Origin of the sequence: Amycolatopsis sp. MJM2582 (assembly GCF_000754115.1) — a bacterium.
Taxonomy (GTDB): Bacteria; Actinomycetota; Actinomycetes; order Mycobacteriales; family Pseudonocardiaceae; genus Amycolatopsis; species Amycolatopsis japonica.
On the sequence record NZ_JPLW01000007.1, the window covers coordinates 566408 to 589415 of the forward strand.

21 protein-coding genes are annotated in these 23008 nt (G+C 69.2%); 12 read left to right on the forward strand and 9 right to left on the reverse strand.

Annotation, left to right across the window (positions count from 1 at the left end; translation table 11 throughout):
- Positions 1 to 328 precede the first annotated feature (328 nt).
- From ED92_RS37075 to ED92_RS37090, 4 genes are all read left to right on the forward strand, one after another.
- Positions 329 to 1546, forward strand: a complete 1218-nt coding sequence (locus tag ED92_RS37075; RefSeq protein ID WP_052121101.1) for an ROK family transcriptional regulator — start codon at positions 329 to 331, stop codon at positions 1544 to 1546.
- A gap of 278 nt (positions 1547 to 1824) precedes the next feature.
- The gene (locus tag ED92_RS42610; RefSeq protein WP_199755083.1) at positions 1825 to 2010 is read left to right on the forward strand and encodes a lasso RiPP family leader peptide-containing protein; all 186 of its coding nucleotides are present in this window, start codon (positions 1825 to 1827) and stop codon (positions 2008 to 2010) included.
- 6 nt (positions 2011 to 2016) lie between these two features.
- Entirely contained in the window at positions 2017 to 3843 is a 1827-nt protein-coding gene (locus tag ED92_RS37085; protein WP_037346731.1) for an albusnodin/ikarugamycin family macrolactam cyclase, read from the forward strand.
- Positions 3840 to 4532 carry a lasso peptide biosynthesis B2 protein gene (locus tag ED92_RS37090; RefSeq protein ID WP_052121103.1) on the forward strand — a complete coding sequence of 231 codons (693 nt, stop codon included), beginning with the start codon at positions 3840 to 3842 and terminating at the stop codon, positions 4530 to 4532. The genes ED92_RS37085 and ED92_RS37090 overlap by 4 nt, the downstream gene beginning before the upstream one ends.
- A 51-nt stretch (positions 4533 to 4583) precedes the next feature.
- Here ED92_RS37090 and ED92_RS42835 read toward each other — a convergent pair whose 3' ends face one another.
- The 3 genes from ED92_RS42835 to ED92_RS37100 all read right to left on the reverse strand — a co-directional run bounded on the left by ED92_RS42835 (position 4584) and on the right by ED92_RS37100 (position 6822).
- Positions 4584 to 4724, reverse strand: coding sequence for a hypothetical protein (locus tag ED92_RS42835; protein ID WP_161791132.1), 141 nt, complete (start codon positions 4722 to 4724; stop codon positions 4584 to 4586).
- Positions 4725 to 5251: 527 nt separating this feature from the next.
- Positions 5252 to 5941, reverse strand: coding sequence for a dienelactone hydrolase family protein (locus ED92_RS37095; RefSeq protein WP_037346733.1), 690 nt, complete (start codon positions 5939 to 5941; stop codon positions 5252 to 5254).
- Entirely contained in the window at positions 5938 to 6822 is an 885-nt protein-coding gene (locus ED92_RS37100) for an arginase family protein (protein WP_037346736.1), read from the reverse strand. The genes ED92_RS37095 and ED92_RS37100 overlap by 4 nt, the downstream gene beginning before the upstream one ends.
- Before the next feature lie 76 nt (positions 6823 to 6898).
- On the opposite strand from ED92_RS37100, the gene ED92_RS37105 reads away from it, so the two are divergent.
- Positions 6899 to 8251, forward strand: a complete 1353-nt coding sequence (locus ED92_RS37105; protein WP_037346739.1) for a TrpB-like pyridoxal phosphate-dependent enzyme — start codon at positions 6899 to 6901, stop codon at positions 8249 to 8251.
- A gap of 69 nt (positions 8252 to 8320) precedes the next feature.
- On the opposite strand, the gene ED92_RS37110 is transcribed toward ED92_RS37105, so the two are convergent.
- The 4 genes from ED92_RS37110 to araD all read right to left on the reverse strand — a co-directional run bounded on the left by ED92_RS37110 (position 8321) and on the right by araD (position 14642).
- Positions 8321 to 9535, reverse strand: coding sequence for a GGDEF domain-containing protein (locus ED92_RS37110; protein ID WP_235213473.1), 1215 nt, complete (start codon positions 9533 to 9535; stop codon positions 8321 to 8323).
- A gap of 140 nt (positions 9536 to 9675) precedes the next feature.
- A complete protein-coding gene (locus ED92_RS37115) occupies positions 9676 to 10887 on the reverse strand; it encodes an MFS transporter (protein ID WP_037346745.1) in 1212 nt (403 codons plus the stop codon).
- A gap of 84 nt (positions 10888 to 10971) precedes the next feature.
- Complete coding sequence (locus tag ED92_RS37120) at positions 10972 to 12774, reverse strand: VanW family protein (RefSeq protein ID WP_037347020.1); 1803 nt, start codon at positions 12772 to 12774, stop codon at positions 10972 to 10974.
- A gap of 149 nt (positions 12775 to 12923) precedes the next feature.
- The gene (araD, locus tag ED92_RS37125) at positions 12924 to 14642 is read right to left on the reverse strand and encodes an L-arabinonate dehydratase (RefSeq protein WP_037346748.1); all 1719 of its coding nucleotides are present in this window, start codon (positions 14640 to 14642) and stop codon (positions 12924 to 12926) included.
- A gap of 35 nt (positions 14643 to 14677) precedes the next feature.
- Here araD and ED92_RS37130 point away from each other — a divergent pair, with 35 nt between their 5' ends.
- From ED92_RS37130 to ED92_RS37140, 3 genes are read left to right on the forward strand one after another with little or no spacing between them, the layout of a single operon-like run.
- Entirely contained in the window at positions 14678 to 15337 is a 660-nt protein-coding gene (locus ED92_RS37130) for a GntR family transcriptional regulator (protein ID WP_037346750.1), read from the forward strand.
- Positions 15337 to 15840 carry a metallophosphoesterase gene (locus tag ED92_RS37135; RefSeq protein WP_037346753.1) on the forward strand — a complete coding sequence of 168 codons (504 nt, stop codon included), beginning with the start codon at positions 15337 to 15339 and terminating at the stop codon, positions 15838 to 15840. Before ED92_RS37130 ends, ED92_RS37135 begins: the two co-directional genes overlap by 1 nt.
- An 18-nt stretch (positions 15841 to 15858) precedes the next feature.
- A complete protein-coding gene (locus ED92_RS37140) occupies positions 15859 to 16851 on the forward strand; it encodes a PHP domain-containing protein (protein ID WP_037346756.1) in 993 nt (330 codons plus the stop codon).
- An 85-nt stretch (positions 16852 to 16936) separates the two neighbouring features.
- Here ED92_RS37140 and ED92_RS37145 read toward each other — a convergent pair whose 3' ends face one another.
- On the reverse strand, positions 16937 to 17788 hold the full coding sequence (locus ED92_RS37145; protein ID WP_037346759.1) for a chitosanase: 852 nt from the start codon (positions 17786 to 17788) through the stop codon (positions 16937 to 16939).
- A 120-nt stretch (positions 17789 to 17908) separates the two neighbouring features.
- On the reverse strand, positions 17909 to 18550 hold the full coding sequence (locus ED92_RS37150; RefSeq protein WP_037346761.1) for a GPP34 family phosphoprotein: 642 nt from the start codon (positions 18548 to 18550) through the stop codon (positions 17909 to 17911).
- A gap of 189 nt (positions 18551 to 18739) precedes the next feature.
- On the opposite strand from ED92_RS37150, the gene ED92_RS37155 reads away from it, so the two are divergent.
- The 4 genes from ED92_RS37155 (at position 18740) to ED92_RS37170 (ending at position 23008) form a co-directional block, all read left to right on the forward strand.
- Complete coding sequence (locus ED92_RS37155; protein ID WP_037346764.1) at positions 18740 to 20206, forward strand: APC family permease; 1467 nt, start codon at positions 18740 to 18742, stop codon at positions 20204 to 20206.
- A gap of 62 nt (positions 20207 to 20268) precedes the next feature.
- Positions 20269 to 20580, forward strand: coding sequence for a hypothetical protein (locus ED92_RS37160; RefSeq protein WP_037346766.1), 312 nt, complete (start codon positions 20269 to 20271; stop codon positions 20578 to 20580).
- Positions 20581 to 20622: 42 nt separating this feature from the next.
- Positions 20623 to 21831, forward strand: a complete 1209-nt coding sequence (locus ED92_RS37165) for a cation:proton antiporter (protein WP_037346768.1) — start codon at positions 20623 to 20625, stop codon at positions 21829 to 21831.
- Between the two features lie 13 nt (positions 21832 to 21844).
- On the forward strand, positions 21845 to 23008 hold the full coding sequence (locus tag ED92_RS37170; RefSeq protein WP_037346769.1) for a lactate 2-monooxygenase: 1164 nt from the start codon (positions 21845 to 21847) through the stop codon (positions 23006 to 23008).

Consider the following 23008-nt stretch of genomic DNA (forward strand, 5'->3'; position numbering starts at 1 on the left):
CCGAGCCTGCCGGGCAGGTGGGCGGCGGGCCCCGCGCCGGGGAGGCACGAGCGGGGTCGACAGGGAGGCGGACGGAATTGAATCCGTTGTCGAATAAGCGGGCTGGGCCATTCGGGTTGTGTTGGAACTCGACAGACTTTCGCGCGCCTGCGACTGAAGTCGGGACTTTTCCGGCTCGATCATCCCTATTCGGCGCTTCGTCAACAAGGGATTTCGGTGAACTGGCCCGAATCGTTAAGAGCGGTCTCCTTAAACTTGAAGTCCTCTCTGTTAGCGTGCATTGCTTCGGCTTAACTTTTCGGGTCGCGCGACGGGGACGAGGGGTTCGATGCTTGAGGCGCGGGAACTGCTCGGTCCGACGAGTGGCACGAAGGAGCAGAACCGCCGGAAATTGATCATCGAAATCATGATCAAGGCGGATCAGCAGTCGCGTCTCGCGCAGCGGCTCGGGGTTTCCGGGGCGTCGGTGTCCACCGCCGTCGCCGATCTGGCCGCGGAGGGAACGGTGGAGGTCGAAACCGGCCGCAAGGGCGGAGTCGTACGCCTGCCCGAGACCAGAGGGGTCGCGCTGGGCATAGATCTCGGGTTCCGGCGGGTGGCGGTCATCGCCCGGCCGGTGGACCGGGCGTTCGACTCGGTCGACCCGCAGATCGAGATCGAGGGGGCCAATCACGGATTTCCCCGGCTGCTTCCCCAATTGGAGAGCATGATCCGCGCCGCCGTGCGCTCGACCGGGCAAGAGCTGGAGGACGTCGTCTCCGCGGGCCTGGCCGTGCCCAGGATGATCGACCCCCGCAGCGGCCGGTTCACCACTCCGGTCCTGCCGCCGTGGTCCGACGTCGACGACCCCGCCGCCAGTCTGGGCAAACTGCTCGGCGTCCGGGTGGCCGTGGACAACGACGCCAACCTCGGCGCGATGGCAGAGCAGACCTACGGCCTGGACAAACCGTTGGAAACGGTGGTGTACATCAAAGCGTCCACGGGGGTGGGCGCGGGGATCATGATCGGCGACAAGCTGTTGCGCGGCGAGCGGGGGATGGCGGGCGAAATCGGCCACCTGACCATCGAGCGCGACGGTCAGGTCTGCCTGTGCGGTGGCCGCGGCTGCCTCGACACCCTCGTCGGCGCCGAAGCCCTGACCGGGCAGGTGCGCCGCGCCGGGCGGCGGGACTACCGGCCGCCCGACAGCCTCGGCCTGCTGATCGGCTTGGCGCAGCAGGGCGACGCGGCGTGCCGCCGGATCCTCAACGACGCCGGTCGGACGCTGGGGTTCGCGCTGGCCCAGCTGTGCAATCTGGTCAATCCCCGCCTGGTGGTGCTCGGTGGGGAGCTCGCCGGCGCGCAGGAAATCGTCATCGATCCTTGCCGTCAGGAACTGGAGCGCTTCGCCCTCGCCGGGACGGTCACGGACGGCACCCGGTTCGAGTTGCGGACCAGCGGGCTGAACGCGCTCGCCGAGGCGCACGGCGCGCTCATTCTGGGGCTGCGCGCCCGGCAGCAGGACCATCCCGGTGACGGCGCCTCGGGTGGCGTCGTTTCGAATTGAACAAAGGGAAGGTTCGCTCCCGGCGGCACGGTTGAATTCTGTCCGGGAAGTATGTCGATTAAGACGACTCACTCAGACGTGTGATTCTTGCGGGGCCGCGAGCGCACTTCTTCCGGACCGCTCTGTCACGCTGGTCTTTCGCACCGGACTTCCCGTGGGGCCGACCAAGGCAGACAATCGACTCCCGTTACGATCCTGCCTTCCCTGGCGATTCGACAAGTCGGGGGATGCTTCTTCTCCTGTCGACCAGGAGACAGCCGGACTCGAAGGTGCTGATCATGAAACTGCTTGCCGTGCCACGTCCGTCGCCCGCGCGCGACGCCGCCGACGCGATGACGGAGCCACCCACGGATGAGGCGGGCTACGAGCCGCCTTTGCTCTTCGACCTCGGGCACGTGCGGGAGCTGACCCTGGGCAGCTCCTCCAGCGGCAGTGCCGACTCCAATTCACAGTATTACTGGTGATGCACAGTGAACGCCGACGTGCCGGGCCTGCTGGGTGCCGTCCCCGGACCCGCGCCGGCGACCGCCGGACTCCTCCGCGTACCCGCGGAACCGGTGTGGCCGGAAGAGCCCTCGTGGGCGTCGTTCGGGCGATGGCGGCCCCGCGAATTGCGCGCCGTGACCTGCCCGGGAGGGAAACTGGCGCTGGTCGGCCAGTGTTTCGCGACCGATGCGGAGATCCGCCGGGATTTCAGGCGTGCGCTCGAGAATGACCGGCTTGTCGAGGTCACCCGGTGGCCGGGCAGCTACCTGGCGGTGGTGATCCGGCCCGGCGACGTGACCGCGTTCGCCGATCTGGCGGGGCAGTACCCGCTCTACTTCCACACGACACCGGAACGGACCGTGCTCGGTACGAGGGCGCGAGTCACCGCGCGAGCCGCCGGGCTGCCGATGGAACCGGACGTGACCGCGCTGGCCGCCGAGATGTTCTGCCCGGGCGTTCCCCTCCCGACCGGAAACCGCTCCGTCTATCGGGGGCTAAGCCGGCTGGTCGGTGGCCAGGCCATCCGAGCCGGACGTGACGGCCGGTGCAGGACATGGACCTACGAAACACTCGCGCCGGACCGGGACCGGTCGCCCGCGGACGCCGCGCTGGCGTTGCGAGTCGCCCTCGAAAACGCCGTCGGCGCGCGCGCCGCCCAGCCGTTGACCGCCGACTTCAGCGGTGGTTTCGATTCGACGTCGATAGCCTTCCTCGCCGCCCGGTACCGGGACGAACCGCTGCCGGTGTTCACCTACCACCATCCGGACGCGCCGGCGGACGATCTGGCCCACGCGGAGCGCTATCTGCGGTTCGATCGGCGACTGCGTTCCACGGTGGTCACCGGCACCCCTTCTTCCCTTTCCTACCAAGGACTCGACACGGCCACCGCCACCGATCTCCCCGATCCCGGCGCGGTCACCCAGATCCGGACGAGGCTGCGGTTGAGGCATGTCGCGGCCGAGGGCGGCGGGGTGCACCTCGGCGGCGAAGGCGCGGACGCCCTGCTCGTGGCGGCGCCCGGGTATCTGGGAGACCTCGCGAAGGAAGGGGCGTTGCGGCGGCTGGGGCGTGAATGCCGTCAGCTGGCCAAACAGCGCCGGGTCGCGCCCGCGCGGGTGCTGGCGCGATCCGCGGAGCTTTCGATGACCTCGCTCGGCCGGGCGCTGCGCCTGCTGGCGAAACGCTTCGAGAGGCCATCGGAACGCGACATCGAGTGGCTCGACGCGATCGCGTGGTGGCCGGCTCCCGGCACCGAGACCACTTGGCTGTCCCCGTCCATGCGGCTGGGACTGGCCGAACTGGCGCGGGCGGGTGCGGGTGAACTCGCGCCTCCGGACGGAGCGGGCGTCGGCGACCGCATGGCGGTGGCGGAGGTCCGGGCCTCCGGAGCGGTCCAGCGTCAGCTGGACGAACGTGCGCGATCGTGGGGGGTGTGGCCACAGGCGCCGTTCTTGGACAACGACGTCATCCGGGCCTGTCTTTCCCTGCCCGCCCATCGCCGTGCCGATCCGACGACCACCAAACCCCTGCTTCGCCGTGCCCTCTCCGGTCTCGTTCCTGACGTGGTCTTTTCCCGGAATACCAAGGGGAACTACACCGGCGAGGACTACAAGGGGATACGGCTGGCCTCCGCGGAACTGAGTGCCCGGGTGGCCCGCACGAGACTCGCGGACCTCGGCGTGATCGAGCCGGCCAAGGTGAAAACGGTCTTCTCGCGTGCCGAAGCGGGCCTTCAGGCGCCGTTTCCCGCGCTCAACCGGTTGCTCGCGGCGGACTTGTGGCTACGAGGGCTGGAGAGGGGTGAGGTATGACCGGGGCTTCGAAGGTGGTCCATCTCGAAGGCGCGGCCCACGAGGGGGGTGTGGTGCTGAACCTGCGCAATGGCCGCTGGTACGCGCTCAACGCCACCGCCACCCTGCTGTGCCGTGAACTCCGTACCGGCGGGCTCGAAACCGCGGTCCGCGCCATCGGTGATCGCTATCCGGCGGTGGACGAACACCGCGTCCGCCGGGACGCGGGCGAACTGCTCAAGACGCTCGCCGACCGGGACATGGTCGTTTTCGAACCTCCGGTGATCACGGAGACGGGCGCCGCCGGTCCGCCGATCGTCGCCCGCCGCGGGACCCGCCGTTATCGGCTCCGCGCCGGTGTGGCGGTGGCCGTCGCGGTGATCATGTTGAGCCTGCCGTTCCGCTGGACCCTGTGGGTCGCGTCCGTTCTGCGTGCCCGCGACGTCTCCGAGGCGACGACGGAAGAAGCGGTGGCGATGGTGGCGATGGTGGCGACGGTCGCGGAGCGGTACCCGTGCCGGACCGCTTGTCTGGAGCAGTCACTGGCCGCGGTGCTCACGGCGGCCTTGTCACGCCGGAGGCTCCGCTGGGTCATGGGGGTCGCCGAAGATCCTTATCGATTCCACGCCTGGGTGGAGGCTTGCGGCGTACCGGTTCTTCCATCGGAGGAACCCGGGTTCTCCGAATATCGCCGGGTGCTGAGCCGGTGAACGCGGAAAAGGCGACCGCGCCGGACCGCGATCGCCTTTCCGCGTCACCGCTCAGTGGAGCGGCGACGTGATCAACTCACCCCACTCGTAAGACGGTACGAGAAAGATCACCACGATGATGATGATCAACCAGCGGACCGTGCGGAAGGACGGTGTGGCGCAACGACCTTCCAGTGTGAAACGGAACTTCATTCCTTCACCTCACCCGAATAATCACCCGCCCCGCCCATCTCTGCCGTGCCGGAGCGGGGATGACTTCGAGTCTTACACGCTTTACGGGGTCGGGGTTCCCTTGCTTTCCCTGCATTGATCGCACGTTCCGCACGAAACGGTTTTCGGCTTGAGTGCCGATTCCCGTCAAATGTGCCCATGACCGTTTTCGAAAAGAAGGCCGATCATCGAAAAGAACGCGTGCCCGGCCTGAATTGAAGGAGAGGGCGGGTTTCGACGGCCGGTGCGCCGTCTTCGCTCGATTCCGGCCGAGGCTCGCCGGTCGTGGCGATCGGCGGGCCGTGGCCGTGTCCGCCCCGGTCCCGGAATCCACACCTGGCGAACCCCAGCCCCGCCGGGCGGCGGCCCACCCGACGATTTGAACGTCGTCCGAGCCGCTCAGGCGCGGGGAAGATAATCCCGAAGCCGGGTTCCGGTTGCCGGAACCCGGAGCGCGATCGAGCCGGACCGCGGTAACGGTCCGGGCAAATCACCCGTTCGGGCTAGGTTCACGCCGGGTAGGTCCGACCCAAGAACTCCAACGTCAGCGCCCAGGCAGCCGCGGCCGGCTCCGGCTGATGGAACATCGGCGCCACGTGGTTGTGGAACGCGTGCCCCGCGCCCTCGTGGATGTGGATCTCCGCGCCGTCGTGGGAGGCGACGGCGTCGGCGAGGCGACTCACTCCCTCCGCGGGGATGTAGGGATCCGCGCCGCCGAACTGGAACTGGATCGGGCAAGTGATCTTGTCCAGCAAGGGAAGTTGCTCGGGAACGCGGGAGCCGTAGTACGAGACCGCGACGTCCGGGTCGCCTTCGGCGGCGGCCGCGTAGGCCATCGAGCCGCCGAGGCAGAAGCCGAAGACGCCCGCGCGGCCGCCGGTTTCGGGCAGCGCGCGCAGGGTCGCCAGGGTCGCGAGGACGTCGGTGACGGCGCTCGCCGGGTCCAACTGGCCGGCGACGGCCATCGACGCCGAGACACCGGCTTCGTCGTGCGTGGCCGACCAGCCGGGGGAGATCCGCCAGAACAGCTCGGGCACCGCGACGACGTAGCCGAGGGCGGCCAGGTCGGCGGCGACCGACTTGAGGTAGTCGTCGAGACCGAAGATCTCCTGGATCAGCACCAGACCCGGGCCGGAGCCGGATTCGGGCAGCCAGAGCGGTGCGTCGAACGAGCCGTCGGCGACGGTCACCTTGGTCATCGGGGTCCTTCCAGTGCGCGCACGAGGCAGTCCGCCACGAGGGCGGCCTGCGTGCCGTCGGGGTCGAGGTCGGGATCGAAGATGGTCAGCTCCAGCCCGGCGGCGCCGGGGATCGAGAGCAGCCCCCGGAGCAGTTCGACGAGCTTGTCCGGGCTGAGCCCGCCGGGGTCGGGACTGTCCACGGCGGACACGAATTCCGGGTCGAGGGTGTCGATGTCGACGTGGATCCAGAAACCGTCCAGTGGCGCGAAAATCTCCCGGGCGGCGGCGAGCGCGCCGTCGGTGCCGGACGCCATGATCTCCTGGCTGGTCACGATCCGGAGCCCGGCGTCCCGTGCCTCGGCGGACTCCTCCGCGCGCACGCCGAGCACGAGGACGTCCTCGTCGCGGACATAGGGCTTCAGACCGTCCACATCGGCCAGTTCCGGTTGGCCGCGGCCGGTGACGACGGCGAGAGCCTCGCCACCCACGTTGGCGACGTACTCGGAATTGCCGAGATGCCGGAAGTCGTCGTGCCCGTCGAAGTAGACGATGCCGTAGCGGCCTTCGCGACGCAGCGTCAGCATCGCGGCGAGCGCGATCGAGCAGTCGCCGCCGAGGACCACCGGGAAGCCGCCGTCCGCGCGGATCTTCGCGAGACGTGCGGCGAGGGCCTCGGTGTAGGCCGCGATCCCGGCCGCGTTCCGCACACCGCCATCGGGTGACCAGGCGGGCAGATAGCGCGGCGGGGTGACGACGCCGCCGTCGGCCGCCCCCAACCGGGTGAGCAGGCCGTGGTCACGCAGCGCGCCCGGCGCCTTGTAACAGCCGGGGACCACGCCTTCGGCGGGCGGGCGCAGCCCGAGATTGGATGGTGCGTCGAGCAGTACGAGATTCCCCATGGTCACACCGTAGTAGCGATGTCTGGTGCCGCGCCGTCCGTCCCTTTAGGTTGATGGGACGGACGGAGGAGGCTCAATGGCGGAGCGGACCAAATACATCCTCGACGAAGCGGATATGCCGACCAGGTGGTACAACGTCGTCCCGGATCTGCCGGAGCCGCCGCCACCGCCCTTGCATCCCGGCACCCGCGAGCCGGTCGGCCCGGACGATCTCGCGCCGCTGTTCCCGCAGGCGCTCATCGCCCAGGAGGTCAGCACCGAGCGGTACATCGACATCCCGGAAGAGGTCCTCGACGTCTACCGGCTCTGGCGTCCGTCGCCGTTGTTCCGGGCGAGGCGGCTGGAGAAGGCGCTCGGCACGCCCGCCCGCATCTACTACAAGTACGAGGGTGTCAGCCCGGTCGGCTCGCACAAGCCCAACACCGCCGTGCCGCAGGCGTTCTACAACGCGGCGGAGGGCGTCACCAGGCTGACCACCGAGACCGGCGCCGGGCAGTGGGGGAGCGCGCTCGCGTTCGCCTCCGCCACCTTCGGGCTCGAGTGCGAGGTGTGGCAGGTCCGCGCTTCCTACGACCAGAAGCCGTATCGCAAGCTGATGATGGAGACCTTCGGCGCGAAGGTGCACCCGAGCCCGTCCGAGCTGACCGAATCCGGCCGCGCGATCCTGGCCGCCGACCCGGACTCGACCGGCAGCCTCGGCATCGCGATCAGCGAGGCGGTCGAGCAAGCGGCGCAGGCGGAGAACACCCGCTACGCGCTGGGCAGCGTGCTCAACCATGTGCTGCTGCACCAGACGATCATCGGCGAAGAGGCGCTCAAGCAGTTCGAGCTGGCCGGGGACACCCCGGACGTCCTCGTCGGCTGCACCGGCGGCGGATCCAACTTCGGCGGACTCGCCTTCCCGTTCCTGCGCGAGAAACTCGCGGGCCGGATGGACCCGGTCATCCGCGCGGTCGAACCGGCCGCCTGCCCGACGCTCACCCGCGGGAAGTACGCGTACGACTTCGGGGACACCGCGGGGCTGACACCGTTGCTGAAGATGCACACGCTCGGTCACGACTTCATCCCCGACCCCATCCACGCCGGTGGCCTGCGCTATCACGGGATGTCCCCGCTGATCTCGCATATCTACGAACTCGGGCTGATCGACGCGATCGCCATCGGGCAGGAGGACTGCTTCGCCGCGGGCGTGCGGTTCGCCCGTACAGAGGGCATCATCCCCGCGCCCGAGCCGACGCACGCGCTCGCCGCGTGTATCCAGGAAGCGTTGCGGTGCAAGGAAACCGGGGAGGAGAAGGTGATACTGACCGCGCTGTGCGGGCACGCGCACCTCGACCTCCCGGCGTACGGCGCGTACCTGGCGGGGAACATCTCCGATCACGCGCTGCCCGACGAGGCCCTCGAGAAGTCCCTCGCCGGCCTCCCCTGAGCGCGTTTAGTCCTCTGGATGCGGTCCTTGCGCACGCAAGTACCGCATCCAGAGGACGAAACGCGGGGGTCAGCCGGTCACCTGGTAGCCCGAAGTCCGGTTCCGCCCGGTGTTCTTGGCCTCGTAGAGCGCCCGGTCCGCGACGGCGATCACCGTGTCCAGATCGGCGACGCCCGGCCGGTCGGCGAGCCCGATCGACACGGTGACGTGCTCGGGCAGGTCATCGGCGCGCGAAGCCACGCTCGACCGGATCCGTTCCGCGATCGCGTGGGCGTGCACGGCGGGGGTGCCCGGCAGCAGGACGACGAACTCCTCGCCGCCGAAGCGCCCGACCAGATCCGTGCCGCGCACCTCGGTACGCAGCGTTTCCGCGATCGCCGCCAGATACCGGTCGCCGACCAGATGCCCGTGCCGGTCGTTGATCAGTTTGAACCGGTCGACGTCGACCATCAGCAGGCTGGTGTGCCGTCCCGCGCGCCGCGCGCGGTCGAGTTCGTCGGTCGCGGCCTCGCGCCACGCCTTCGCGTTGAGCAGCCCGGTCTTGGCGTCGCTGCGCGCCTGACGTTTCAGCTGCCGCAGCAGGACACCGCGATGCAGCACCAGCGTGATCCCGACGACCAGCAGCAGCACCACCGGCCAGTCCCGCAGCGCCCACGCGACGATGACGCCGAGCGCGATCGTCGCCGCTTCGAGCGCGTACTCGAACGGCTTCGCCAGCGCGTCCCGCAGGCGTTCGTGCGGCGTGCCGTAGTACACCGCGACCGTCATCAGCACGGTGTTGACCAGCAGGAACACCCCGCCCGCAGCGACAACCGAACCGAACGACGAGGCGTCGCGGGGGAGCACGTCGAACGGCACCGCGTACCGGGACAGGTAAGCGGCCGCCGCGAACCCCGAGAGCACGGTCGCCGAGGTGGAGAACACCCGGCGGAACAACGGGTTCGGCTGACCGCGGAACCAGCGGTAGAAGAACGACACGGCGATGACCAGCGCGGCGAGCGCCGGATGCACCAGCAGCACGGCGGCGAAGGTCCACACGCTGTCGAGCGAGATGTGCGGCGTACCGGCGAACCGTTCCCGCACCCGCTCCACCGGACGCGACAATTCCGTGTACAGCACCGAGCTGAGGATCAGGATCGCGAAGGGGAGCGCGTCGCCCTCGGTGAAGGGGACGCGGAGAAAAGACCAGGCGGATCCGGCGATCGCCGCGACGTCCACCAGGAGGACGAAGCCGATCAAACCACGGTTGGGTAGCCGCCACAGCGCCCAATTCGTTAGCGCCACGGAGACGAACGTAATCGGTTGGATACTAGGTGTCACTACGCTGTATGGGTAGGCGTGGGTGCACCACGCGTGACCGGAACGGGGAAGCGGAGGGGGTGAGCCCTATGCGCGGGCAGAACTGGTGAGTATCGGGTTCCGGTCTAAAGGGGGTGCGGTGGGGCCACGTGGCGCCAAGCCCGGGTGGCCGGAACAGCCACTACGAGACCGGCGAGTGCGATGACCGAGACCGTCGTCGCCGGTGAACCGAGCACGCCGACGAGCAGGCCGCCGGCGATCAGCCCGATTCCCTGCACGGCGATGAGTCCCGACCCGGCGAGGCCGAAGGCCTGGCCTCGTTCGGTGTCGGGTACCAGCCGCATGAACGTGGTGCTCGCGGTGACCTGGTAGGCCGCGCACATCCCGGACAGCACGAGCAGTCCGGCGGCGTAGGGGAGCGACGGCCGGAACCAGAACGCCGCGAGCGGCACGATCGCGCCGAGCGCCAGCGCGCCGACCAGGCGCAACCGGATCTCGGGCCGCACGAGGCGGCCCAGCGCGAACACCCCGAGCACGATCCCCGCGGGATGCGCCGCGAGCAGCAGCCCCGCGGTCACCGCCCCGCCGCCGATCTCCGCGGCGTACGGCACGGCGAGCCCTTCCGGCACGATCACGAAACCCGCCAGCCACGCCAGGCCGACCAGCGCGCGCAACCGTCGGTCACGCCAGATCGTCCGGGCGCCCGCCGAAAGCCGCCGCAGGGTCGACGTCGCGGGACCTTCGGCGCCCGTCGCGGGCCGCGCCCGCACACCCAGCCGCAGGACGACCGCCGAGACGGCGAACGTCACCGCGTCCAGCGCCAGCCCCCGGCCCGGCCCGATCGCGGCGATCGCCGCGCCGCCCAGCGCGAATCCGGCCAGCTGACCGATCTGGTTGGTGATCTTCAGCAGGGACTGGCCGAGCACGTAGGAATCCCCGCTGAGCACCGACGGGAGGACCGCGGCCTGCGCGGCGGTGAACGGCGCGTTGGCCAGCTGCACCACCACCAGTACGGCGGCGAGCACGGGCAACGGGATGCCGGGCACGGCGAGCACCGCGACCAGCAGCGCGCGGACGACGTCGGAGCAGACCATCACCGCGCGGCGCGGGTACCGGTCGGCCAGACCGCCGAGCAACGGCCCGCCGATCAGATCGGGGAGATAGGTGAGCGCGTACGTCAGCGCGGGCCACGTCGCCGAGCCGGTGCGCTGGAACACCAGCACCGACAGGGCGACCCTGGCCACCTGGTCGCCGAGGATGGACTGGAGTTCCGCGAACCAGATCGCGCGCAGCTCACCGACCGCGAGGATCTGCCGGAAGGTCGCCTTGGCTTCCACGAGGTGACCACCCCCGCCCGGTCGAGTGAGTCACTCAGCGTACCGCTCCGGGCGCGGGTGGTGAACCCTCAAAGCGCGTGAAGGCTACTCCGTGCCGCAGGTGATCTTCGGCTGCGGGTTGTAGTGCACGTTCCGGGTGTGGCGCCGGATCTCGCGGCCGGTCGCGGCATCCTTGATGACCCGCGTGTCCGACGTGGTGAAACCGGGCGCGCCGTTGCTGGGCTTGCAGTTCTCGGCGGGGCCGGGTTTCGTCGGCGGGTCGGACGGGTTGGTGCGGCCGCCCGGGATCGACTCGACGGTGTACTTCTTGGTGCCCCACAGCCGGATCGTGATGTCCGACGGCGTCCAGATGGTCTGGATCGCGACGCCGGTGTCCCCGTCGTTGGTGAACTTCAGGTCGATCACGCTGCCGCCGTTGTGGTTCTGGAACACGGTCGCCTCGCGGGCGGCCGGGTAGCGGCTGATGTAGTAGCTGTGTTCCTTGTGCTCGGTGTCCTTCATGCCGGCGAAGTACGAGGCGTTGTACAGCGTGGTCGCGAACTGCGAGATCCCGCCGCCGACCTCGCGGCCGGGTGCGCCGTCCTTGATGACACCGGCCTCGACGTAGCCCTGCGCCGCACCGCGCGGCCCGGTGAACCCGTTGAGGCTGAACGTCTCGTTCGGCTTCACGATGGCGCCGTTGACCTTCTGCGCCACGACCCGGATGTTCGTCCCCGAGTCCGGCGCGAAGCCGCCGGTCTTGAACTCGCTGACGACCTCCTTGATGCCGAGCTGGTTCGCCTGCTCGGTGGTCACCTTGGCCGGGGTCTTCTTGTAGGTCACCGGCAGCTCGCGCGGCGCGGCGCGCTTGAGCACGTCGAGCACCGGCTTGAGGCTCGGCTCCCAGTCGACGACGTTGGCGTCCTCGGACGGCTGGACGGTCGGCTTGCCGCCTTCGAAGACGATCTGCGCGTCCTTGCCCTCCTTCTCGGTGGACTTCAGCTGCGGACCCGCGGCCTCGATGATCTTGTTGTTGTCCACCTTCGGGTTCAGCACGCCGCCGTCGACGGGCTCGAAGGTCAGCGCGCCCGCGATGTCCTCGGGTTTGACGACGGCGTCCTTGCCCTCGCCCTTGATGACCATCGGCGCCGAAACGGCGGGCTTCGCGATCTGCTCGAGGGCGGCGTGGACGGCCTCAGGCGAGACCTTGACCGGGGTCTGGGTGACCGCGAGGTTCAGCTGCTCGCCGCCGGCCCAGCGCTCCAGGATGGTCTTCTTGGCGGCTTCGAGGTCGAGCTTCTGCCCGGTCTTCGGCTCGACGGCGACCGGCTTGGCCTCCTCGAAGCGCACGGTGCCCTCGACGGGGTCGCGGTCGACCTTGTCGCGCAGGTTCTCCAGGGCGGCGGTGAGCTTGGCGTCGTCGGTCTGGGTGACGACGCCGACCTCGGTCGTCGAGAAGAACGACGCGATCCGCGTGAACGGGTTCAGCGGCTGGTCGCCCGCCTGGTCCAGGGTGGCGGGCCAGTCGAGGCGCAGGCCGGCGTTGTTCGGCGCCAGCGACTCCTCGGCGTCGCCCGCGACGATCTTCACCGGCCGGGTCAGCCGCGGTTCGATGCCGCCCCGGAGCTCCTTCTCGGCCGCGGTGCGGTCCATCCCGCCGACGTCGACCCCGGCGACGGTGACGCCGCGGGGGACGCTGCCCTGGGAGACCAGCACGTCGAGGGCGTACGCGACGACCAGGAGGCCGAACACGCCGCCGCCGATGAAGGCGGCCTTGCGATAGCTGCGACGGCGTTTCGGTGGCGTGGGCTCCTGCGGCGTGGCAGACTCCGCGAACCCGGGCGTGACGACCGGGAGAATGTCCGTCTGCTCAGCGTGGGACTCGGGCCAGCGCGGTTCCTGCGGCAACTCTCCACCCTCCACGGTCCGGCGAGTGCCGGGCTTCGTGATCGAACATCCGGGCTTCCACACGTTCCGGACGTAGGTTCAAGATACGGGGCGCGTTTTGTGGGCCTGCAACTCGCCCGGTTGGGTGAGCGGGTCACTCCGTCGGGTGGTCACTGGGCGTCAGGTTCCGGGTTTTCGCCCACCCGTGCGAGAAAATCGAAGTCACAGCCTTCATCAGCTTGCGTGATGTGTTCGGAGTACAACGCGCCGTAACCACGTTCGTAGCGCGGTGCGGGCGGTTTCCAGGCCTCCCGCCGGCGTTGCAATTCCGCATCATCGACGTCGAGGCTCAGCCGTCGCGAAGGGACGTCCAAGGTGATCGGGTCGCCGTCGCGGACGAGCGCGAGCGGACCGCCCACATGGGACTCCGGTGCGACGTGCAGCACGCAGGCGCCGTAGCTGGTGCCGCTCATCCGGGCGTCGGAAACGCGCACCATGTCGCGGACCCCCTTGGCCAGCAGGTGATCCGGCAACGGAAGCATCCCGTACTCGGGCATGCCGGGGCCGCCGAGCGGGCCCGATCCGCGCAGCACCAGCACCGAATCCTCGGTGATGCCGAGCGCGGGGTCGTTGATGCGCTTCTTCAAATCCCGGTAGTCGTCGAAGACCACGGCGGGTCCAGTGTGGACGAGCAGCCGCGGTTCGGCGGCGATGTGCTTGATCACCGCGCCCGACGGCGCGAGATTCCCGCGCAGCACCGCGACTCCTCCTTCGGTGGCGACGGGGTTGTCACGCGTGCGGATGACGTCGTCGTCGTGCACCCGCGCCGAAGCCAGGTTCTCGCCGAGGGTCCGGCCGGTGACCGTGACGCGATTGGTGTGCAGCAGGTCGGTCAGCCGGGAGAGCAGACCGGGAAGCCCGCCGGCGTAGTAGAAGTCCTCCATCAGCCAGTCGCCGCCGGGACGGATGTTCGCCAGCACCGGCACCCGGCGGGCGATCGTGTCGAAATCGTCGACGGACAACGGGATCCGCCCGCGCCCGGCCATCGCGATCAGGTGGATGACGGCGTTGGTGGAGCCGCCGAGCGCCAGCACGGTGGTGATCGCGTCGGCGTACGCGCGCTCGTCGAGGATCTTCGTGATGGTGAGGTCCTCCCGCACCATCTCGACGGCCCGCGCGCCGCTCGCCGCGGCCATCCGGTGGTGCGCCGAATCGACGGCGGGGATCGACGCCGCGCCGGGCAAGGTCAGGCCGAGCACTTCGGCGACCGACATCATCGTGGACGCGGTCCCCATCGTCATACAGGTTCCGGGAGAACGGGCCAGTCCACGCTCCAATTCGGACAGTTCCTCGTCGCCGATCAGCCCGGCCCGCTTGTCGTCCCAGTACTTCCACATGTCGGTGCCGCTGCCGAGCACCTCGTTCCGCCAGTGCCCGCGCAGCATCGGCCCGGCCGGCACGAAGATCGCGGGCAGTCCCGCGCTCGTCGCGCCCATCACCAACGCGGGGGTCGTCTTGTCGCAGCCGCCCATGAGCACCGCGCCGTCGATCGGATAGGACCGCAGGATCTCTTCGGTCTCCAGGGAAAGCAGGTTGCGGTAGAGCATCGGCGTCGGCTTCTGGAACGTCTCGGACAGCGTCGCGACCGGGAACTCCAGCGGGAATCCGCCCGCCTGCCACACCCCGCGTTTGACCTGTTCCGCCCGCTCGCGCAGATGCATGTGGCAGGGGTTGATGTCGCTCCAGGTGTTGAGGATCGCGATGACGGGCTTCCCGAGGTGCTCCTCCGGGTTGTAGCCGAGTTGCCTGCTCCGGGCCCGATGGCTGAAGCCGCGCAGTCCGTCGCCGCCGAACCAGCGGTGGCTGCGGAGTTCCTCAGGGTTCCTCATGACCGCGAGTATGGCATCTCATATATGATCGGCCCATGTCTTCGACCTTCAGCCTGCCCGCCTCACGGACCGAAGTGGTGCTCGACGAGATCCGCCGCGGCATCCTCACCCGGGAGTTGAAGCCCGGCCAGCCGCTGGTCGAAGCCGAGCTCGCGGCCCGGCTCGGCGTCTCGAAGACGCCCGTCCGGGAAGCGCTCAAGGTGCTGTCGAACACGGGACTCGTCACGTTCAGCCCGTACAAGGGCGCTTCGGTGTGCGTGGTGGACGCGGAGCTGGCGAAATCCGTGTACGACGTCCGCATGGTGCTGGAGCCCGAGGCCGTGCGCCGGTCGGTCGAACGTCGTTCCCCGGACCTGCTCGAAGACGCCGCGGAAGCGTTGAAAGAGGCGTCGGCGGCGCTCTCGGACAAGGATCACGCCGCGCTCAGCCTGCTCAACCGCCGGTTCCACCGTGCGCTGTACAGCGGCTGCGGCAACCCGCTGATGGTGTCGATACTGGACGACCTCAGGGACCGCGCCGCGTTGATCAGCGTGGTCGGCTGGGAGGCGAATCCCAGCTGGCGCAAGGAATGGAACGAACACAAGGCGGTGCTGGCGGCGGCGAAGAAGGGCGACGCCGAGGGCGCGGCCGGGTTGCTGCGCACCCACATCGGCGATTTCCTGGAGCGGACCCTCGAAACCATCGGAGACGCTTGATGCGGCTGCTGCTCATCGCCGACACCCATCTGCCGCTGCGCGCGAAGGCGCTGCCGGATCAGGTCTGGCGTGAGGTCGACGCGGCGGACGTCGTCGTCCACGCCGGCGATTGGGTCGAGGTCGCCCTGCTGGACGAACTCGAAGCCCGGAGCGAGCGGCTCATCGGCGTCTACGGCAACAACGACGGCGCGGACCTGCGGGCGCGGCTCCCCGAGATCGCGCGGGCGGACCTCGACGGCGTCCGGCTGGTGGTCGTCCACGAAACCGGCGCCAAACAGGGCCGTGAACGGCGCTGCGACGAACTCTTCCCGGACACCGACGTCCTCGTGTTCGGGCACAGCCACATTCCTTGGGACACCGTCACCCCGAGCGGGATGCGGCTGCTGAACCCCGGCTCGCCGACCGACCGGCGGCGCCAACCGTTCTGCACCTATCAGACCGCCGAGGTCCGCGACGGCGAATTGCGCGATGTCACGCTGCATGAGCTGCCTCTTCGCCGCTGACGGGGTAGACAGGTAGACATGGAACCGGCGCAGGCGTTGAGGGAGATCGCGTTCCGGCTGGAACGCGCGGGCGAGCCGACCTACCGGGTGCGGGCGTTCCGGCAGGCGGCCTCGGTGATCGCCAAGGTCGAGCCGGACGACCTGCGCAAACGCGCCGCGGCGGGCACGTTGACCGCGTTGCCGAATATCGGCAAGGCGACCGCGGCCGTCGTCGAAGACGTCCTCGCCGGGCGCCGTCCCGCGTACTTCGAGAAGATCGGCGAGCCGAAGCTGCCCGACGGCGGCGCGATGCGGGCGGCGCTGCGCGGCGACTGCCACACCCATTCGGACTGGTCCGACGGCGGGAGCCCGATCGAGGAGATGGCCGAGGCCGCCCGCGCGCTCGGCCACGAATGGATGGTGCTGACCGACCATTCGCCGCGGCTGACCGTCGCGAACGGCCTCTCGCCCGAGCGGCTGCGCCGCCAGATGGACGTCGTCGCGGAACTGAACGAGACGATGGCGCCGTTCCGGATCCTGCACGGCATCGAGGTCGACATCCACCTGGACGGCACGCTCGATCAGGAGGAGGAACTGCTGGAGCGGCTGGACTTCGTCGTCGCGAGTGTCCACTCGAAACTGCGGATGCCCGCGAAGGAGATGACGCCGCGGATGATCGCCGCGGTACAGCATCCGCGGGTTCGCGTGCTGGGGCACTGCACCGGACGGCTGGTGATGGGTGGCCGCGGGAAGCGGCCCGAGTCGGAGTTCGACGCGGAAGCGGTGTTCACCGCCTGCCGGGACAACGGGGTCGCCGTCGAGATCAACTCGCGGCCCGAGCGCCGGGATCCGCCCACGCGGCTGCTGAACCTGGCCGTCGACCTCGGCTGCGATTTCGCGATCGACAGCGACGCGCACGCCCCCGGTCAGCTGGACTGGCTGGTCTTCGGCTGCGAACGGGCCAACGAACTGGGGATCGAGCCGGACCGGGTGATCAACACGCGGACCGCCGAGGACCTGCTCGCGGGCTAGCTCACCCCCTCGCGTGTGTCATGAAAGGGCCGTTCAGGACGAAAGATGTCCTGAACGGCCCTTTCATGACATGCGGTCCGGCGCGCTAGCCGATCTCGTACGGGTCCCCGTAGACCGCCCACTTCAGCGGGGTGTGCAGATCGAGGTTGCCGTCGTTGAGCCACAGCAGCTGGGCGGTGTCGATCCGCGACGTGTCCGCGTGCGCCTCTTCCTGCTTCATGACCACGCGCCGCGCGTCGAGGAACGCCTTGAGGTACGCCGTCTCGTCACCACCCTGGGCGGGCGGCTTGGCCTGCTGGAGAGCGGCCGAGCGGATACCGCCGAAGCTGTCCTGGCTGGTGCCCGGGCCGTGCATCACGATGGCGTCGTAGTAGATGAATTGTCCCAGTGCGCCCAGGCCGTCCGATTTCGCCTGATTCACCGCCGGATCGAAATAGACGCGGTCGCGTTCGCTGTTCTGCGCCGCCTTGAAGTCCTCGCGACCGGCGGCCTCCCGCCACGCGTTTTCGAAACCGGTGCCCAGCCCTTCGTGCGAATCGGTGCCGTCGACCTTGCGCAGCGCCGGGAGGTATTCCGCGAGCGGGTTGTCCGGGACCGAGTTCGTGTAGCGCTCGACCAGTTCCAGCATGTCCCCGGTGCCGGAGCAGAACCCGATGATGCCGGCCGTGTACCCGCGCCCGTCGTTGATGTCCTCGATGTAGGAGTACTGCGCTTTCCAGTCCAGGGAAGAGTTTTCCGCGCTGGAGACGATCTGCATCGCGATCTCCTTCTTCTCCGGCGAGGCGAGGTCGCCACCGGAGGCGAAGATCGCCGCCGACGCCGGGACGGGCGTCGCGGACGCGAGCGAGGAGAGCGCGACAGGGCCGGAAACGGCGAGGGCGAGAACGGAGACCGCGCCGAGAGCACGACGCATCGCGGGCCGCAGGGTGTCACTCATGAAAGGTGTCCCTTTCCACAGAGAATTGTCATTTCTGTCAAGGTGTTGCTGCGGCGTGGGCACACGATAACCACGGGTGACAGTTTCCGGCAAGGGGGAGAGCCGGTCGAAGATTTTCGGTTACCGGCGGTCGCCGGTGTAGACGACGGCGGCGCATACCGCGTCGACCCCCGAGATCAGTTCGGCCAGCGCCTTCGGAAGTTCCCGATGGGTGGACTCGGCCCAGGCGCGCAGGCCCGCGCGGTCGAGTTCCGGTTCGCAGAAGTCGTCGAGCCCGATGGTCCAGGCCAGCAGGGCCAGGCAGACCGAATGCGGATCCGGCTGTTCGGTGCCAAGGACGGCCGACCGCACCTTGCTGCGCGCCGCCGTCGACATCAGCAGATCCCGCGGTGGGTACCGGTGATTCTTCCGGATGAGCATCCGGTCGGTCTCGTGGTCGATCACCCCGGCGGCGAGCAGATTGTCCGCGACCGTTTCCCCGAGGTCGTGCCGGAGATGGGTGACCCATTCCCGGACGGTGTGCCGTTCGCGTTCGCGGAGGATTTCCGAGAACACCCCGTCGAGCGGGGGATGGGCGAGGCCGCGTCGTGACAGCGGGCGGATTCGCTTGCGTTCCACGGTGATCCGCTCGGCGAGGAGGAGATCGCAGAGCGCGGAACCGGCCATTCCGATGCCGAGTCCCGTGCGGCGCAGCGCGGGTTTTCCGGTGAACTCGTCGTGGGCGAGAAAGAACAGGGAATCGACCAAGGTCAGCCGACGCATGAATGGCACGCCCTCCGGCGTTGTGGTGCGGGACGGCCAAAGTAGCGGTAGTGCGGGTACCGCTGCGACCCGAGGTCCGTTTTTAGCCTGAACGGACGTACCTCGCCGTGGTGCCCGGCCCTAGGGTGGGATGGCTTCGCAAGATCAAGAACCTCCACACCGCCAAACCGACGTCCGGGGGACGGCTCCATGGGTACGCAAAGACCGCGGCGCGGTCTCGGTCATCGGCGGCTCGGAGCCGCCCAGATCGTGTTCTTCGTGGTGGCCGCGGCGGGTCCGCTCTTCGCCATCGCGGGCGGGGTCCCGACGAACTACGCGGTCACCGGCAGTGTCGGGGTGCCGTTGTCGTTCCTTCTGCTCGCCCCGATCCTGGGCCTGTTCGCGGTCGGGTACGCGGCGATGAGCCGCTACATCACCAACGCGGGCGCCTTCTACCCGTACGTCGCCAACGGGGTCGGCAAATCCACCGGCGCCGGGATCGCGTTCGTCACGCTGATCTCCTACAACGCCATCCAGATCAGCATCTACGGCCTGTTCGGCTGGTCGGTGTCGACCTGGCTGGGCACGCTCACCGGATCCCCGCCGCCGTGGTGGTTGTGCGCGCTGGTGATGGTGCTTCTCGTCGGCGCGCTCGGCGTCCTGCGGGTCGATCTCAACGCCAAGGTGCTCGGGGTGGCGCTGTGCCTCGAGGTGGCCGTCGTCGCGATCGTCGACATCGCGTTGTTCGCGAATCCGGCCGGTGGCAGCGTTTCCCTGGTCCCGCTGGAACCGTCGAGCCTGTTCACCACCGGGGTGGGCGCGGTGTTCGCGTTCTCCGCGGCCGCGTTCATCGGCTTCGAGGGCGCGGCGACCTACGGCGAGGAGACCCGGGAACCCAGCCGCACGGTCGGCCGGGCGACGTTCGCCGCGATCGCGCTCACCGCGGTGCTCTACGTCGTCTCGTCGCTCGCGCTGGCCGTGGGCGCCGGGCCGGACGTCATCGTGACGACCGCGGCCGCCCAGGGTCCGGATCTGCTGTTCAACCTGGCGGGCGAACATCTCGGCGGCACGTTCTCCGACGTCGCGTACACGCTGTTCGTCACCGGCCAGTGCGCGGCGCTGTTGAGCTTCCACAACGCCGTCGCGCGGTACTTCTTCGCGCTGGGCAGGGAAGGGCTGTTGCCGCGTTCGCTGGCCAAGACCAGCAAACGCACCGGCGCGCCGGTGGCCGGTTCGCTCACGCAGACCGCGCTCGCGCTGGTGGTCGTGTCGCTCTTCGCGATCGCGGGCCGCGACCCGGTGACCGAACTGTTCACCTGGCTCGGCACGACGGCGTCGACCGGGGTCGTGGTGATCATGATCGCCGTCTCGCTTTCGGTGATCGGCTTTTTCAAACGGCGCCGTCACGCCGAAAACGCCTGGCGCCGCTGGATCGCGCCGTCGCTGGCGATCCTCGCGCTGTCGGCCGTCCTGGCGCTGATCCTGCTCAACTTCGATCTGCTGCTCGGCCCGGCCGGGACGTTCGTGTTGCGCTGGGGGCTGCCCGGTCTCGTGCTCGTCGCCGCGCTGGCGGGCTTCCTGCGCGCGGAAGTGTTGCGGACGAGGGATCCCGAGACCTACGCCGCCATCGGCGGCCCGCTCGAGGACGAGGAGCTCGCCGCCGTCAAACTGTCCTAAATGGACATGCGCGACGGACCCCCGTCGATATGTCTATAAAGGAATGGTAAAGTGGTCGGCAGATGACGACGACCCGTGCCCCCGCCGCACGGCACCGTTCCGTCTTCTTCCTGCTGATCTTGCTCGTCTTCGCCTTCGTCACGCCGACCGTTCCCCACGGGCACGGCCGGGCCGCGAAGGAAGATCCCGTCGCCGTTTTCGCGACCCATCCGCTGCCCGCCTTCCACGGCGGGCAGGCCGTTCCCCTCGCCGACGCTCCCGCCGAAGCGGAGACCGTCGACCTCCCCGACGCCGGCCACGTCCCTGAGCAGGACGAACCCGTCGTCATCACCCGTGCGGTGCCCCAGGCGCCCGCACGGGCACCTCCGCGCTGACCGGCGTCTTCTGCCCGTATCAGCCATCCATCGGAGGTCTCCATGAGTTCCGGTCATGCCCTGCTGGCCGTCGGCGGGGCGTTCCTCGCCGCCGGTGTCATCGCCAGAGCCGGCGCCCGTATCGGGCTGCCCACGATCCCCCTGTTCATGCTGGCCGGTTTCGTCTTCGGCCCCAACACCCCCGGACTGTCCCTTGTGGACGATCCGAAGGAGCTCGGTGTGCTCGCCGGGCTCGGCCTCGTCTTCCTCCTGTTCTACCTCGGCCTCGAGTTCTCCCTCGACGATCTGGCCAAGGGCGGGCGCAAACTCGTCTGGTCCGGGCTGATCTACCTGATCCTGAACATCGGCGGCGGGCTCGCCTTCGGCTTCCTGCTCGGCTGGGGGACCAGGGAGGCACTGGTCATCGCCGGTGCCATCGGGATCTCGTCGTCGGCGATCGTCACCAAACTCCTGCTCGAATCCCGCCGGATGGACAACCCCGAATCCCGGCTGATCATGGGCATCATCGTGATCGAGGACATCTTCCTCGCCCTCTACCTGGCCTTGCTGCAGCCGGTGCTGTCCGGCGCCGGGAGCTTCGGCTCGGCGCTCGCCGATTTCGGCAAGGCCTTCGCGTTCCTGATCGTGATGGCCGCGCTCGCCCGCTGGGGTGGCCGGGTGGTGTCGAAGCTGTTCGGCTCGGCCGACGACGAATTGCTGACCGTCTGCTTCGTCGGGGTCGCGGTCATGGGTGCCGCCGTCGCCGAGGAGGTCGGGGTGTCCGACGCCATCGGCGCGTTCATGGTCGGCATGATGCTCGGCGGCTCGAAGGTCGCGCCGCGGATCCACAAGCTGGTGCTCCCGCTGCGGGACGCGTTCGGCGCGCTGTTCTTCTTCATCTTCGGGCTCAGCATCGACCCGGACGCGGTCGGCTCGGTGGTCGTGCCGGTGCTGATCGCGGTGGCGCTGACGATCGTGCTGAACCTGGGCGCGGGCGCGCTGGCCGCGCGGGTGAACGGGTTCGATCGCCAGGCGGGGGTGAACATCGGGCTGACTGTGCTCACCAGGGGCGAGTTCTCACTGGTGCTCGCGGCGATGGCGACCGCGGCCGGGCTCGACTCGAGGGTCGCGCCGTTCGTCGCGGGCTATGTCCTACTGCTGGCCGTGATCGGTCCAGTCGCGGTCATCCGCTCCGAGAAGCTCACCTGGTTGCTACCGGCGAGTATTGTCCGAGGCTCGACCCGCCGCGACGAGCCGGCCAGGGCGACGTGACGAGGAGGCCTGGGTGACGGAGCGGTTCGGCGGCTACCAGAACGAGATCTACCTGCAGGGACTCGGCGGCACCTTCCCGCCGTGCTCCACCGACGCCACGAAACTGGAGGAGTCGGCACGGGAGATCCTGGAGCCTGGACCGTTCTTCTACGTCGCCGGTTCGGCCGGTTCCGGTGCCACCGCCCGGGCCAACCGCGAGGCCTTCGACCGCTGGCGCCTGGTGCCGCGGATGCTCACCGGCGCCACCGAACGCGATCTGTCCACGACCGTGCTGGGCACGCCCGTTCCGGCGCCGGTGCTGCTGGCGCCGGTCGGCGTCCAGTCGATCGTCCACGAGGGCGCCGAGCCGGCGGCCGCGCGGGCCGCGGCGTCGGTCGGCCTGCCGTACGTCATGTCGACGGCGTCGTCCACGAGCATCGAGGACGTCGCCGAGGCCAGTGGTGAGGGGCCGCGCTGGTTCCAGCTGTACTGGCCGACCGACAACGACGTCTGCGCGAGCATCCTGGCCCGGGCGAAGGCCGCCGGGTTCACCACGCTCGTCGTCACCCTCGACACCTGGACCCTCGCGTGGCGCCCGAACGACCTTGACCACGCGTACCTGCCGTTCATCAAGGGCGAGGGGCTCGGTGTCCCGCTGAGCGATCCGGTGTTCCGCGGCCTGCTGGAGAAGACGCCGGAAGAGGACGCGCCGACCGCGATCCTGCGCTGGATCTCGATGATCACGGGTACCGACAGCACCTGGGACCGGCTGCCGTTCCTGCGCGAGCACTGGGACGGGCCGATCGTGCTCAAGGGCATCCAGCATCCCGACGACGCCCGCCGTGCCGTGGACGCCGGGATGGACGGGATCGTCGTGTCCAACCACGGCGGCCGCCAGGTCGACGGCGCGATCGCGTCGCTCGACGCGCTCCCGGAGATCGTGGCCGCGGTCGGCGACCGGCTGGAGATCCTGTTCGACTCCGGGATCCGTACCGGCGCCGACATCGCCAAGGCGCTCGCGCTCGGGGCCAAGGCCGTGCTGGTCGGGCGGCCGTGGGTGTACGGCCTGGCGCACGCGGGGGAGGACGGCGTCCGGCACGTGCTGCGGAGCCTGCTCGCCGACCTCGACCTGACCATGGGCCTGTCCGGACACCGGCGGCTCGCCGACCTCACTCCGGCCTCCCTCACCCGCGTTTAG

What these genes read in the sequence shown, in the direction of transcription:
- ED92_RS37075 (WP_052121101.1), top strand. Translation starts at nt 329, where the DNA reads ATGCTTGAGGCGCGGGAACTGCTCGGTCCGACGAGTGGCACGAAGGAG.
- ED92_RS42610 (WP_199755083.1), top strand. Translation starts at nt 1,825, where the DNA reads ATGAAACTGCTTGCCGTGCCACGTCCGTCGCCCGCGCGCGACGCCGCC.
- ED92_RS37090 (WP_052121103.1), top strand. Translation starts at nt 3,840, where the DNA reads ATGACCGGGGCTTCGAAGGTGGTCCATCTCGAAGGCGCGGCCCACGAG.
- ED92_RS42835 (WP_161791132.1), bottom strand. Translation starts at nt 4,724, where the DNA reads ATGAAGTTCCGTTTCACACTGGAAGGTCGTTGCGCCACACCGTCCTTC.
- ED92_RS37095 (WP_037346733.1), bottom strand. Translation starts at nt 5,941, where the DNA reads ATGACCAAGGTGACCGTCGCCGACGGCTCGTTCGACGCACCGCTCTGG.
- ED92_RS37100 (WP_037346736.1), bottom strand. Translation starts at nt 6,822, where the DNA reads ATGGGGAATCTCGTACTGCTCGACGCACCATCCAATCTCGGGCTGCGC.
- ED92_RS37105 (WP_037346739.1), top strand. Translation starts at nt 6,899, where the DNA reads ATGGCGGAGCGGACCAAATACATCCTCGACGAAGCGGATATGCCGACC.
- araD (WP_037346748.1), bottom strand. Translation starts at nt 14,642, where the DNA reads ATGAGGAACCCTGAGGAACTCCGCAGCCACCGCTGGTTCGGCGGCGAC.
- ED92_RS37130 (WP_037346750.1), top strand. Translation starts at nt 14,678, where the DNA reads ATGTCTTCGACCTTCAGCCTGCCCGCCTCACGGACCGAAGTGGTGCTC.
- ED92_RS37135 (WP_037346753.1), top strand. Translation starts at nt 15,337, where the DNA reads ATGCGGCTGCTGCTCATCGCCGACACCCATCTGCCGCTGCGCGCGAAG.
- ED92_RS37140 (WP_037346756.1), top strand. Translation starts at nt 15,859, where the DNA reads ATGGAACCGGCGCAGGCGTTGAGGGAGATCGCGTTCCGGCTGGAACGC.
- ED92_RS37145 (WP_037346759.1), bottom strand. Translation starts at nt 17,788, where the DNA reads ATGAGTGACACCCTGCGGCCCGCGATGCGTCGTGCTCTCGGCGCGGTC.
- ED92_RS37150 (WP_037346761.1), bottom strand. Translation starts at nt 18,550, where the DNA reads ATGCGTCGGCTGACCTTGGTCGATTCCCTGTTCTTTCTCGCCCACGAC.
- ED92_RS37155 (WP_037346764.1), top strand. Translation starts at nt 18,740, where the DNA reads ATGGGTACGCAAAGACCGCGGCGCGGTCTCGGTCATCGGCGGCTCGGA.
- ED92_RS37160 (WP_037346766.1), top strand. Translation starts at nt 20,269, where the DNA reads ATGACGACGACCCGTGCCCCCGCCGCACGGCACCGTTCCGTCTTCTTC.
- ED92_RS37165 (WP_037346768.1), top strand. Translation starts at nt 20,623, where the DNA reads ATGAGTTCCGGTCATGCCCTGCTGGCCGTCGGCGGGGCGTTCCTCGCC.